The sequence below is a fragment of the Pseudomonas sp. OST1909 genome, assembly GCF_015277575.1.
Classification (GTDB): domain Bacteria; phylum Pseudomonadota; class Gammaproteobacteria; order Pseudomonadales; family Pseudomonadaceae; genus Aquipseudomonas; species Aquipseudomonas synxantha_A.
Window position 1 is genome coordinate 1722400 of the sequence record NZ_CP063780.1, and the last position, 12380, is coordinate 1734779.

Here is a 12380-nt window from a genome sequence, read left to right on the forward strand (position 1 = left end):
TTTTTATGTGGCGTATTCCAGCGTCACTTTTAAAGGAAGAAGTGTGGTGAACCGCGTAATGGCTCAAGAAGGTGCCGCCGGCATTGCTGCTGCCGTGGCTGAAAGCGTTCAGTACCAGGGCCGCAAGGCCAGCCGCCGGGGCAGCGAACAACGCCGCCAGGACATTCTCGATGCGGCCATGCGCATCGTGGTGCGCGAAGGGGTGCGTGCCGTACGCCATCGAGCCGTAGCGGCGGAGGCGGGTGTGCCGTTGTCGGCCACCACCTACTATTTCAAGGATATCGATGACCTGCTCACCGACACCTTCGCCCAATACGTCGAACGCAGCGCGGCCTTCATGGGCAAACTGTGGATGCGTAACGAGGGCTTGTTGCGCGAGATGGTTGCCTATGGCGATGGCAGCCCGCAGTCGCGCGCGCAACTGGCCGATGACATTGCCCGGCTGACCGCCGATTACGTGCTGCGCCAACTGACCAACCGCCGCGAATACCTGATGGCCGAGCAGGCGTTTCGACAGGAGGCCCTGCTGAACCCGCGACTGGCTGAACTGGTGCGCTCCCATCAACAGATTCTGTTGCAGGGCACCGGGCAGTTTTTTCAAGTGTTGGGCTCCCGTGAGCCGCAGCAGGATGCCAAGGTGTTGACGGCTATCATCAGTCGGATGGAATATCAGGGCCTGTTGGGCGGCGCAGAGCCTCTGACCGGTGAAGAGATGCTTGAAATCCTCAAGCGTTACATGCATCTGGTATTGGCCTCGGTCTGACAGCATTCGAGCAAAGCCTGACAACGCTCAACGTTTAAAGAGGAAGACACCGGGTGGACGATTACCAGCAGACGATACGCAGCTTGTCCGATCGCATTGTGCTGGCGCAGACACCGATCCGGGTTCTCGACGCAGTGAAGTGGGACGAGAACATCCGCCAGGGATTCCTCAAGGCCAAGGGCAAGGCCATGCCTGCCGTGGACCGCGATTACTACCTGAACCGGCCCCTGTCTTTCGATTCCAGTGCGGTGAAGCTGGAGTTCCAGAACATCGAGCGCGACATCACCCGCCGCCTGGGGCAGTTCAGCCCGGTGGGGCAGATCATGCGGCGCATGTGCCGCGAATACCGCATGGTGGTGCGTATGCTTGAAGCGCGCGGCACCGAGGACTTTGGCCTGATATCCCAGGAACTGTACGGCGCTGCCTCCGATGCGTTCCACGCTGGCGACCCGACCCTGGCAGACCTGGGGCTGATGCTGTCGGACTACCTGAACAATATCGATGGCCGGGGCGATCTGAAGGACGAAGCCAAGACCCTCACCGCCAAGGATGCGGTGAGCCTGCTGCAAACGCGTCTGAACAAGGTGTTTGGCGAGGCAGAAGAGACTATCCGCGTGTTCGAGTCCGACGGTATCGTCGCGGATGCGGCGGCGGGCGCCGACTATATCAAGATCCGCGCCGACGCGATGTTCAACGACCGCGACGTGCGCGCCCTGGAAGTGCATGAAGGGCTGGTGCATGTGGGCACCACGCTCAATGGCCAGAACCAGCCAATCTGCACGTTCCTGTCCAAGGGCCCGCCGTCGTCCACCGTGACCCAGGAGGGCCTGGCGATCCTGATGGAAATCATCACGTTTGCCTCCTATCCCAGCCGCCTGCGTAAATTGACCAACCGTACCCGCGCCATCCATATGGTGGAGGAGGGCGCCGACTTCCTGCAGGTGTTCGAGTTCTTCCGTGAGCAAGGCTTTGAAATGGCCGAAAGCTATGGCAACGCCAGCCGGGTGTTCCGTGGTTCAGTGCCGACCGGTCTGCCGTTTACCAAGGATTTGTCCTACCTCAAGGGCTTTATCATGGTCTACAACTACATCCAGCTCGCCGTGCGCAAAGGCAAGCTGGAACAAGTGCCGCTGCTGTTCTGTGGCAAGACCACCCTGGAAGACATGCGTACCCTGCGCCAACTGGTCGACGAGGGGTTGGTGGTGCCGCCCAAGTACCTGCCGGAGCAGTTTCGCGATATGAACGCGCTGGCGGCGTGGATGTGTTTTTCCAACTTCCTCAACCACTTGAGCCTGGATCGGATCGAGGCGGATTACTCCAATATCCTTTAGGTATTTCATTGAAGCAACCGGGTCAGCGTGTGGGAGGGGCTTGCCCCCTCCCACCATTGGATCTTCACAAGACTTCAGGTTTCAACTCACCTACGAGGTTTCAACGGATGAGAATCCTCGGCATCTTATGCCTGCTACTCACATTGAACGGCTGCAGCTCCTTGCTGTTCTATCCCGAGCCCGGCCTGCCCTTCACGCCGGAAAAAGCCCGCCTGCAATACCGCGACGTCACTATCACCACTGCTGACGGCCTCAAGCTCCACGCCTGGTGGTTGCCGGCTAAACCCGGCGTACCTCTGAAGGGAACGGTGCTGCACCTGCACGGCAACGGCGGTAATCTCGCCTGGCACCTGGGCGGCAGTTGGTGGTTGCCGGAGCAAGGCTATCAAGTGCTGTTGCTCGATTATCGCGGCTATGGGCTTTCGCAAGGCAAACCGTCCTTGCCGGCGATCTATCAGGATATCGACGCAGCATTTAGCTGGCTCGACAAAGCTCCTGAAACCCAGGGGCAACCGTTGATTGTGCTCGGCCAAAGCCTGGGCGGCGCGCTGGCGGTGCATTACCTGGCGGCCCATCCGGCGCGTCAACCCCAGATCAAGGCGCTGATACTGGATGGCGTACCCGCCAGTTATCGTGACGTAGGACAATTCGCCCTGAGCACGTCCTGGTTAACCTGGCCGTTGCAGGTGCCCCTGTCGTGGCTGGTGCCCGACGCCGACAGTGCAATCAATGCCATGCCCCAACTGACCGGTGTGCCAAAACTGTTGTTCCACAGCCTGGATGATCCCATCGTGCCGGTAGCCAATGGCATCCGCCTGTATCAAGTGGCCCCTGCGCCAAGGGTGTTGCAACTGACCCGTGGCGGCCATGTACAGACGTTTGCCGACAAGACCTGGCAAACCGTCATGCTGCGTTACCTGGACGACCCGCAGCACTTCAACGGCCTGCGCCGGCTGGGCGAGATTGCGAATTATCCAATTCCTAAAGTTGATTCATCAGAGAGCCCACAATGAGTGAAGAACGCAACATGATCCCGCTGATCCTCACCGGCATCGGCACTATCATCGGTACCGTTGGGTGCTTGTGGTATTACGGCTACCTGCACTTCGCCAAGCCGGAAGATGCGTTGCTGCTCAGCGACTTCACCATGCTCAAAACCGTGCCCGGTGAGGATTACAAGATCTCCCTCACGCCGGCCGCACAAGTGGCGCAGTGTGTCGACGGTGTATTGGTGATGTTTGATACCGAACAGAAGGGCTTGAGCGGCGTGCTGGTGAACAACAAAAAGCAGGCCGTGCGTTGTATGGGGGAGCAAACCCCGCAATTGCAGCAGTGAGCCTGGGTCTCACCGCCTGTGATGAGCACGTTTCTACTACCTGGCGGCGAATCCGGATAAGCCGATTGATTTCGCTGAAAGTTGCGCTTGGCGAAATTACCGGGAACCGTTTTGTGTAAAAAAGCCACAGAGGGCGATGTAACTTACACAGAAGGGGGCGGGGAAGTAGTGATCGATATTAATGTGATACGCAACATGCTGGCCATGGCCAGGGCGCATCAGGCGTTGGAGCGGCATGATGCGCAAGAGCAAGCGCGTAACAAATTGACTGGCAACCCGTCAGACGGCCCCGCAAGCGCGAAGATGATAACGCCGCCGGATGAAGACACCGATCGTCCGATCACATTTTCTTAGCCAAAAAAAACCCACCGCGAGGTGGGTTTTTTATCCGGCAACAATCAATCAGTTAGCAACGGAAGACCGTGGCTTGACTGGCTGGTTGTCGTTGGAGATGGTCACTTCAACGCGACGGTTCATGGCACGGCCCGAAACGCTGCCGTTGTCGGCAACTGGATATTCCTTGCCGTAGCCCTGGGTCACGATGCGCGAGATATCCACGCCTTGTTGAGCCAGTGCACGTTGCACGGAAGCTGCACGACGCTCCGACAGGCTCTGGTTGTACGAGTCGGAACCCGTGCTGTCGGTGTAGCCTTCAACGATCACTTTACGATCCGGGTTATCGCGCAGGAACTGCGCCAGCTTGGTGATGTTCACCAGGCCGCTGGATTTCAGGTCGGACTTGTTGGTGGCGAACAGTACGTCACCGAAAGTCACCAGGGTGCCGCGATCGGTTTGCTTGGCGTTCAAGCTGTTTTGCAGTTGCTTGATTTGCGCGTCACGGGCGTCCAGCAGGGCGCGGGCACGTTCGTCGCCGGCATTTTTCAGCTTGGCTTCGGATTCGCGCAGGACGATGGTGTCCTTGGCAACTTCAACACGCTGGTTGGTCAGGTAAGCGAGTTGGTCGACTTTCTTCTCGTCTTCGTTATCGCGGTATGCCTTGTCAGCCTTGTCCAGCCATTCGCTGGCGTCTTTGGTTTCCAAGGCTGCCAGTTTGGTGGCTTGCGGGTTGGTTTGCAGGGCCGAGAAGTTAGTCCGTGCATTTTCCAGGTTCGCGTTCGGCGGGGTGGAGCAGGCCGCCAAGGCAACACTCATCGCCAGCAGGGCAGGGATCATCAATTGTTTACGCATAGTCGTGTCGTCCTTTCAATTCGATATCAGGTGCGATGCAATCAAGGGGCAGTGGCTTACTTCTGCATGATTGCAGCTGGGCGCATGCCTTCCTTACGCAGTTCTTCAACAGCCTTCTGAGAATCCTTCACAGCCTGTTGAGCCTTGGCAGCCTGGGCTTTACGCTCGGCGACGCGGGCGTCCCACTCGGCTTGTTCAGCCAGCTGACGAGCTTTCTCGTAGTTCTTGTCGTGCATCGCGATTTCAGCTTCTTTGAGCTTGTCCTGAGCCGACTTCATTTCCACGGCTGCAAACTCGGTACCGCCAGCGCTCACGGCGCTGTTAACGGCCGATTGGGTCACAGCGTACTGCTCGGTTGGAGGGTTGCCGGCGCAGCCTGCCAGAACGAAGCTGGTGCCGATTGCCAGCGCGGCCAATTTGAGCCCGCGCAGGTGGTTAAACGAGGATTTGGCGGTGCTGGTGTTCATCGTCTTCAACTCCATTGGATAACTCCTGAAAAACATCAAAATCCATCGTGGCGTATCGGTTGCGGGCCCGGCGGTAAAGCTCATGAGGCCAGTTCAAACGACCGTTCCACAAGTGATGGCTACTGGCTGTGACCCGAGGCTTTTTTCAAAAGTTCAGCGGATATGGCGAATTGCCTGAAAAAATATCTGACTGAGTGGTCAGTGTTCAAAAGATGGAACTTTCGCAGCGCGCAGCGGTACTCCGAGCCTGTAAAAAGCCCGGAATACCTGGGTTTGATTGACGTCAATAAAATGTTTTTCAGTGCTTCTGTTCGTCAGCGCTGGCGGACAAATCATGCAAATAGCGGCGCGACAATGTCAGAAACCTGGGTGTGAGGCCCACGTCTTCATACAGTGGATCCCCCTCTTCATCGGTGGCAATCACTTGGTCGCCCTTGATATAGGGAAAGCTTTCTTCCAGCTCTTCAAGGGCGGCGCCGATCAGCTCGCCGAGCAGTTCTTCGACGTGGCGCTTGGGGTACATCTCGGCAATGGCGGCCAGCCTTGCGGCAGATTCCACATCCAGATGAATCGCGTACTCAGTCTTGGTCAGGCGACCCTTGGCGGTTTCTTCCCAATGCTGGGCCAGTTCTCGAATTTTCATGGCTACCTCAATAAGCCTGCGCTGGCAGGCGGTGATGAGCGACCAGCCGCCTGCGTGAATAACGCGACGGCTCATGCTTGAGACTAGCTTCAAGCCGCAAGGTTTAAAGTCGTTTGCGTTCGGCCTTGTCAGAAACCGACGCCGACGGCACTCTGGAACACCTGCGCGTCCCGGATTTCTGGCTGGAGATTGGCTGATGAGTGATATCGATGCACGCTTGCGTGAGGATGTTCACCTGCTGGGTGAACTGTTGGGCAACACCATTCGAGAGCAGTACGGCGATGACTTTCTCGACAAGATCGAGCAAATCCGCAAAGGCGCCAAGGCTGACCGCCGCGGCGCCGTCTCGGACAAGGCGGCCGGCGACGAACTGAGTGCCAGCTTGAATCAGTTGCAAGAGGACGAGTTGCTGCCTGTTGCCCGGGCCTTTAACCAGTTCCTCAACCTGGCCAACATTGCCGAACAATATCAACTGATTCATCGGCGCGATGAATCGCAACCAGCGCCTTTTGAGTCCCGGGTGTTGCCGGAGTTGCTGGCGCGCCTGAAAAGCGAAGGGCACAGCCATGAATCCCTGGCCCGGCAGTTGGCACGGTTGGAAATCGAGCTGGTGCTCACCGCCCACCCCACCGAAGTGGCTCGCCGTACCCTGATCCAGAAATACGATGCCATCGCCGCGCAACTGGCCCTCCAGGACCACCGTGACCTTACCAGCGCCGAACGCGAGCAGATCCGCGAACGCTTGCAACGGCTGATCGCCGAAGCCTGGCACACCGAAGAAATCCGCCGCATCCGGCCCACCCCGGTGGACGAAGCCAAGTGGGGCTTTGCGGTGATCGAACATTCGCTGTGGCACGCCATTCCCAATTACCTGCGCAAGGCTGACCAGGCCCTGCACGCTGCTACCGGCTTGCGCCTGCCCCTGGAGGCTGCGCCGATTCGCTTTGCCTCGTGGATGGGCGGCGACCGTGACGGCAACCCCAATGTCACCGCGCCGGTTACCCGCGAGGTGCTGTTGTTGGCGCGCTGGATGGCAGCGGATTTGTACTTGCGCGACATCGATCAGCTGGCCTCCGAGCTGTCGATGCAACAGGCCAGCCCGGCGTTGCAAGCCAAGGTCGGCGACAGCGTCGAACCCTATCGCGCCTTGCTCAAGCAACTGCGCGAACGCCTGCGTGCCACGCGCCAGTGGGCCCACGCTTCGTTGACGGCCAGCACCCCGGCGCCTGCCGAAGTGTTGCAGAACAACCGCGACCTGCTGGACCCGCTGGAGTTGTGCTACCAGTCCCTGCATGAATGCGGTATGGGCGTGATCGCCGATGGGCCGCTGCTCGACTGCTTGCGCCGTGCGGTGACCTTCGGGCTGTTCCTGGTGCGCCTGGATGTGCGTCAGGACTCCAGCCGTCACTCGGCGGCCATGACTGAAATCACTGACTACCTGGGCCTTGGGCGTTATGAGGATTGGGACGAAGACGCACGCATCCGCTTCCTGACCCAGGAACTGGCCAGTCGTCGGCCGTTGCTGCCGGGGTATTTCAAAGCGTCGGCAGACACCGCCGAGGTGCTCAATACCTGCAAGGAAATCGCCGCCGCACCGGCTGCCTCATTGGGCTCGTATGTTATCTCCATGGCGGGTGCCGCCTCGGATGTGCTGGCGGTGCAGTTGCTGTTGAAAGAGTCGGGCGTACAACGACCGATGCGTGTGGTGCCGTTGTTCGAAACGCTGGCTGACCTGGATAACGCCGGGCCGGTGATGGAGCGGCTGTTGCAACTGCCGGGTTATCGCGCGCGGTTGCAGGGGCCTCAGGAAGTGATGATCGGCTACTCCGACTCGGCCAAGGACGCAGGCACTACCGCCGCCGCCTGGGCGCAATACCGAGCGCAGGAGCGTCTGGTGGATATCTGCCGCGAACAGCAGGTGGAACTGCTGTTGTTCCATGGTCGTGGTGGCACCGTTGGTCGTGGCGGCGGCCCGGCCCACGCGGCGATCCTGTCGCAGCCACCGGGCTCGGTGGCAGGGCGTTTCCGCACCACGGAACAAGGCGAGATGATCCGCTTCAAATTCGGCCTGCCGGATATCGCCGAGCAGAACCTCAACCTCTATCTGGCCGCCGTGCTGGAAGCGACACTGCTGCCGCCGCCACCACCGGAGCCTGCCTGGCGTCACTTGATGGACGAATTGGCGGCAGACGGTGTCAGCGCTTACCGCGCCGTGGTGAGAGAAAATCCGCAGTTCGTCGAGTATTTTCGCCAGTCCACGCCGGAGCAGGAGTTGGGCCGTTTGCCCCTGGGCAGCCGCCCGGCCAAGCGTCGCGCAGGTGGGATTGAAAGCTTGCGCGCGATCCCGTGGATCTTCGGCTGGACCCAGACGCGCCTGATGCTGCCTGCCTGGCTCGGCTGGGAGGCGGCATTGAGCAAGGCGCTGGAGCGGGGGGAAGGTGAGTTGCTGGCGCAGATGCGTGAACAGTGGCCGTTTTTCCGCACGCGCATCGACATGCTGGAAATGGTGCTGGCCAAGGCCGATGCCGATATCGCCCGTCTTTATGATGAGCGCCTGGTGCAGCCAGACCTGCTGGCATTGGGTGCGCATTTACGCGACCTATTGTCGCAGGCCTGTGATGTGGTGCTTGGCTTGACCGGCCAGTCGCAGTTGCTGGCCCATAGCCCTGACACCTTGGAGTTCATCCGACTGCGCAACACCTACCTCGACCCGTTGCACCTGTTGCAGGCCGAGTTGCTGGCGCGGTCCCGTCGGCAAGAGGCGGCGCAAGACAGCCCTCTGGAACAGGCGCTGCTGGTGTCCGTGGCCGGTATTGCCGCCGGTTTGCGCAACACCGGTTGAGGTTTCTTGCGTGTTCTCAACGGCTTGCGGATCAACCACGACGACCGCCCTGAAAAGGGCGGTCGTTGTTTGAGGAGGCGGGTTGCGCTCAGGCACACCATGCCGCTGACGTATGCCGGGTGCGGGTTTCTCCTACTTTTGGCGGCTTGTATGGTGAGGGCCCGCTGTGTATCTTGATCAGCCTTTGGCCGTTTGATCGGCCTGGACCCATATTTTTACGAGATTGGCCCCACGCGGCGAATCCGAGCGTCATCTCTATAAAAAATTGAGGAGCACATCGATGCGCGTCATTCTGCTGGGAGCTCCCGGGGCCGGTAAAGGTACTCAGGCAAAGTTCATCACTGAAAAATTCGGCATTCCACAAATCTCCACCGGCGACATGCTGCGTGCTGCTGTCAAAGCCGGCACCGAGCTGGGCCTGATCGCCAAGAGCGTGATGGACAGCGGCGGCCTGGTCTCCGATGATCTGATCATCAACCTGGTCAAGGAACGTATCAGCCAGGAAGATTGCAAGAACGGCTTCCTGTTCGACGGTTTCCCTCGCACCATTCCCCAGGCTGAAGCCTTGGTGAAGGCGGGTGTTGAGTTGGATGCGGTGGTTGAAATCGCCGTAGAGGACGAAGAAATCGTCCAGCGTATTGCCGGTCGTCGCGTTCACGAGGGTTCGGGCCGCGTTTACCACATCGTCTACAACCCGCCGAAAGTTGCAGGCAAGGACGATGTCACCGGTGAAGACCTGGTGCAGCGTAAAGACGACACCGAAGAAACCGTGCGTCATCGCCTGTCGGTCTATCATTCCCAGACCAAGCCGCTGGTGGACTTCTACCAGAAGCTCTCCGCTGCCCAAGGCAAGCCGAAGTACAGCCATATCCCAGGCGTGGGCTCGGTAGAAGCCATTACCGCCAAGGTGATGCAAGCACTGAGCTGATCCCGCCATCAGCTTTGCGTACAACGGCCCGCTTGCGGGCCGTTGTTGTTTATACTGGCGCACTTTTTTCCCCATTTGGACACCCACACCGATGAGCACCCTGCTGGCCCTGGACACCGCGACTGAAGCTTGCTCCGTTGCCTTGCTGCACGATGGCAAGGTAACGAGCCACTACGAGGTGATCCCGCGCCTGCACGCGCAGAAGTTGCTGCCGATGATCAAGCAGTTGCTCGAAGACGCCGGTACCACCCTGGCTGCCGTGGATGCCATCGCCTTTGGCCGCGGCCCCGGTGCCTTTACCGGTGTGCGTATTGCCATCGGCGTGGTGCAGGGCCTGGCCTTTGCATTGGAGCGTCCGGTATTGCCGGTGTCCAACCTCGCCGTGCTGGCCCAGCGCGCATTGCGTGAACATGGCGCCACGCAAGTGGCGGCGGCAATTGATGCGCGCATGGATGAAGTCTATTGGGGTTGCTACCGCGAAACTGCCGGTGAGATGCGTCTGGTGGGCGTGGAGGCGGTGCAGCCGCCAGAAGCGGCAGGGTTGCCGGCTGATGCCAGCGGTGAGTGGTTCGGTGCCGGCACCGGCTGGGGTTATGGCGAACGCATCGACGTGCATTTGGCAGGGCAGGACGCTGCGATGTTGCCCCATGCCGAAGATCTGCTGGCGTTGGCACGTTTTGCGTTCGAACGCGGCGAGGCGATCCCGGCGGATCAAGCGGCACCGGTTTACCTTCGCGATAAAGTGGCGCAGACAAAGGCCGAGCGCGGGATTATTTGACGTCAAAAATGGGCGCATTCGACTGCAAATTTCGCCAATCGTCAGAATTTGCCGCGGTTTTTAAACCTTTTACAAATTATGTGTTCTAGTTATCACCAGAGCATTTGCGCACTATGGAAAGCGCCGCTAAATTGCCATCATTGATACCGAGTCTGCATGTATGCGTATAGACGGCTTCTCCTCACAGTCCTACCCTCTCAAGCGTAAGCCACGCAAGGCGAACGTGACGGTAGATGATTCGGTCGAGGATTCGCCGGACTTCATCGAAGTCCACTCTGAGTCGCCCTCCCGCGCCGAAAGTGCTGGAGGCGCCCGTACCAGCGGCGTTCCCGCCCGTCAGCAAGACATGGTCTTCCCCCGCTCCATGAGCAAAAGCGTTGCCACTGCCCTGGCCAGTTACCTGACCACCGCCGGCTTTGTCGAATGGGATATGGAAGTGCTGGGTCTCGACATTCATATCTGATGGGTTTGCCTTATTACATTGGTTGCCCGTCCTGGAGTGAAAACGCCTGGCGCGAGTACCTGTACCCGGTGGAGGCGCGTTCCAGCGATTACCTCGGGCTCTATTCTCAAGTCTTCAATGCGGTTGAAGGCAATACCACGTTTTATGCTCGACCTTCGGCCGCTACCGTGCAGCGCTGGGCCGAGATCATGCCGGCTGACTTTCGCTTCACCGCCAAATTCCCAGGGGATATCAGCCATGCGGGTGACTTGCGCGAGCAATTGCCTGCGGCAGAAAGTTTTGTCAGTTTGATGAGCCCTTTGGGTGAGCGCGTTTCACCGCTGTGGCTGCAGCTCTCAAAAGGGTTTACCCCGCAGCGCCTGGCTGAACTGGCCGGTTTCCTCGATGGTATTGATCGGCCATTGGCCGTGGAAGTCCGGCACGAGCAGTTCTTCGCCAAGGGAGACGCCGAGCGTATGCTCAACCGCCTGTTGCGCGATCGTGGCGTCGAGCGCATCTGCCTCGACCCTCGCGCCCTGTTCAGTTGTACGTCAACCTCGGCGGCAGTGCTGCACGCGCAATCCAAAAAGCCCAGGGTGCCACCGCGCCCGGCGGCGCTGACCCAGTTTCCCCAGGTGCGCTTCATCGGGCATCCGGAGCTGGAGGCCAATGACCCGTTCCTGATCCCGTGGGTGGAAAAGATCGCCACTTGGATCGAAGAGGGACGCACGCCGTACATATTCCTGCACACCTCGGACAACCGCCTCGCGGCACAACTGGCGTTGCGCTTTCATGCCCAGCTGATGGCGCGCCTGCCCGGCCTGCCGCCGCTGCCCACCCTGCATCGAGAGCCCGTTGCGCAGCAACTGGGGTTACTCTAGGGGGCGTTCTCAATTAGTTTCCCCGTCGGGGAAACTAATTGAGAACGCCCCCTAGACATCCGATTTTTCAAGGATTGAGCCGTGGGTTCGATAAAAGGGCTGGGCCTGCTGTTGCTGCTGGCGGGCGCTTTTGCGCTGGGCGTCTGGCGTGGCTGGGTGCCGATGCCGGCTGAGTGGAACCCCTGGGCACCCCTGGATGTGCGCGCCAGTCCCAACCTGCTCACGCGCTACAAGCTCAGCCGTTTGCAGGATGATCCGGCGCTGTGTGACCAGGTCTTGAAAACCGCCGGCCTGCGGGTCAGCCGTCAGGCGGATACCGCTGCCGATGCGGCGTGCCCGTTGCGCAATGTCCTGCGTGTGCAGGGCTCTGAGGTGGCTCTGAGCAGCAGTTTTCTGGCCAGTTGCCCCCTGGCTGTGGCGTTCGCGTTGTTCGAGCGTCACAGCCTGCAACCGGCGGCCCAGGCAGTGTTCGGTCAGGCGGTGAGTCGGGTCGAGCATTTGGGCAGCTTTGCCTGCCGTAATGTTTACAACCGTGCCGACGGGCGTCTGAGCCAACATGCCTCGGCCAATGCCTTGGATATCGCCGGTTTTCGTCTGGCGGACGGGCGCAGCATCAGCGTGTTGAAGGACTGGCCGGGGGAGGGCGACAGTGCGCGTTTCCTGCGCAGGGTGCGCGATAACGCCTGTGATGATTTCAACGTGGTGCTGAGCCCGGACTACAACGCGGCTCACCGCAACCATTTTCATCTGGATATGGGGCGATGGTGGGTGTGTCGCTGAG

At 59.7% G+C, this 12380-nt stretch carries 14 protein-coding genes; 11 read left to right on the top strand and 3 right to left on the bottom strand.

Features of this window, described 5'->3' with window-relative positions; all coding sequences use genetic code 11:
• Positions 1-46: 46 nt before the first annotated feature.
• The 5 genes from IH404_RS07495 to IH404_RS07515 all read left to right on the top strand — a co-directional run bounded on the left by IH404_RS07495 (position 47) and on the right by IH404_RS07515 (position 3784).
• On the top strand, positions 47-763 hold the full coding sequence (locus tag IH404_RS07495) for a TetR family transcriptional regulator (protein WP_005785508.1): 717 nt from the start codon (positions 47-49) through the stop codon (positions 761-763).
• A 53-nt stretch (positions 764-816) separates the two neighbouring features.
• A complete protein-coding gene (locus IH404_RS07500) occupies positions 817-2094 on the top strand; it encodes a flavohemoglobin expression-modulating QEGLA motif protein (protein WP_005785511.1) in 1278 nt (425 codons plus the stop codon).
• 107 nt (positions 2095-2201) lie between these two features.
• Positions 2202-3107 (top strand): alpha/beta hydrolase, encoded by a 906-nt coding sequence (locus tag IH404_RS07505; RefSeq protein ID WP_005785512.1) that lies wholly within the window; start codon positions 2202-2204, stop codon positions 3105-3107.
• Positions 3104-3430, top strand: coding sequence for a hypothetical protein (locus IH404_RS07510; RefSeq protein WP_005785514.1), 327 nt, complete (start codon positions 3104-3106; stop codon positions 3428-3430). Before IH404_RS07505 ends, IH404_RS07510 begins: the two co-directional genes overlap by 4 nt.
• Before the next feature lie 87 nt (positions 3431-3517).
• A complete protein-coding gene (locus IH404_RS07515) occupies positions 3518-3784 on the top strand; it encodes a hypothetical protein (RefSeq protein WP_194440214.1) in 267 nt (88 codons plus the stop codon).
• A gap of 48 nt (positions 3785-3832) precedes the next feature.
• Here the strand turns inward: IH404_RS07515 and IH404_RS07520 are convergent, their stop codons facing one another.
• The 3 genes from IH404_RS07520 to IH404_RS07530 form a co-directional block, all read right to left on the bottom strand.
• On the bottom strand, positions 3833-4618 hold the full coding sequence (locus IH404_RS07520; RefSeq protein WP_005785517.1) for an OmpA family protein: 786 nt from the start codon (positions 4616-4618) through the stop codon (positions 3833-3835).
• A 56-nt stretch (positions 4619-4674) separates the two neighbouring features.
• Entirely contained in the window at positions 4675-5100 is a 426-nt protein-coding gene (locus IH404_RS07525) for a DUF4398 domain-containing protein (RefSeq protein WP_005785519.1), read from the bottom strand.
• Between the two features lie 283 nt (positions 5101-5383).
• Positions 5384-5728: a hypothetical protein gene (locus tag IH404_RS07530; protein ID WP_005785520.1), complete on the bottom strand. Its 345-nt coding sequence runs from the start codon at positions 5726-5728 to the stop codon at positions 5384-5386.
• Positions 5729-5924: 196 nt separating this feature from the next.
• Here IH404_RS07530 and ppc point away from each other — a divergent pair, with 196 nt between their 5' ends.
• From ppc to IH404_RS07560, 6 genes are all read left to right on the top strand, one after another.
• A complete protein-coding gene (gene ppc, locus IH404_RS07535; protein ID WP_194440215.1) occupies positions 5925-8570 on the top strand; it encodes a phosphoenolpyruvate carboxylase in 2646 nt (881 codons plus the stop codon).
• Positions 8571-8850: 280 nt separating this feature from the next.
• Positions 8851-9498: an adenylate kinase gene (adk, locus tag IH404_RS07540; protein WP_005785523.1), complete on the top strand. Its 648-nt coding sequence runs from the start codon at positions 8851-8853 to the stop codon at positions 9496-9498.
• A gap of 91 nt (positions 9499-9589) precedes the next feature.
• The gene (gene tsaB / locus IH404_RS07545; RefSeq protein ID WP_005785525.1) at positions 9590-10276 is read left to right on the top strand and encodes a tRNA (adenosine(37)-N6)-threonylcarbamoyltransferase complex dimerization subunit type 1 TsaB; all 687 of its coding nucleotides are present in this window, start codon (positions 9590-9592) and stop codon (positions 10274-10276) included.
• 160 nt (positions 10277-10436) lie between these two features.
• Positions 10437-10739 (top strand): hypothetical protein, encoded by a 303-nt coding sequence (locus tag IH404_RS07550; RefSeq protein ID WP_032803303.1) that lies wholly within the window; start codon positions 10437-10439, stop codon positions 10737-10739.
• Entirely contained in the window at positions 10739-11599 is an 861-nt protein-coding gene (locus tag IH404_RS07555) for a DUF72 domain-containing protein (RefSeq protein ID WP_194440216.1), read from the top strand. The genes IH404_RS07550 and IH404_RS07555 overlap by 1 nt, the downstream gene beginning before the upstream one ends.
• Positions 11600-11680: 81 nt before the next feature.
• Positions 11681-12379 (top strand): extensin family protein, encoded by a 699-nt coding sequence (locus tag IH404_RS07560; RefSeq protein ID WP_005785530.1) that lies wholly within the window; start codon positions 11681-11683, stop codon positions 12377-12379.
• The last annotated feature ends 1 nt before the right edge of the window (position 12380 follow it).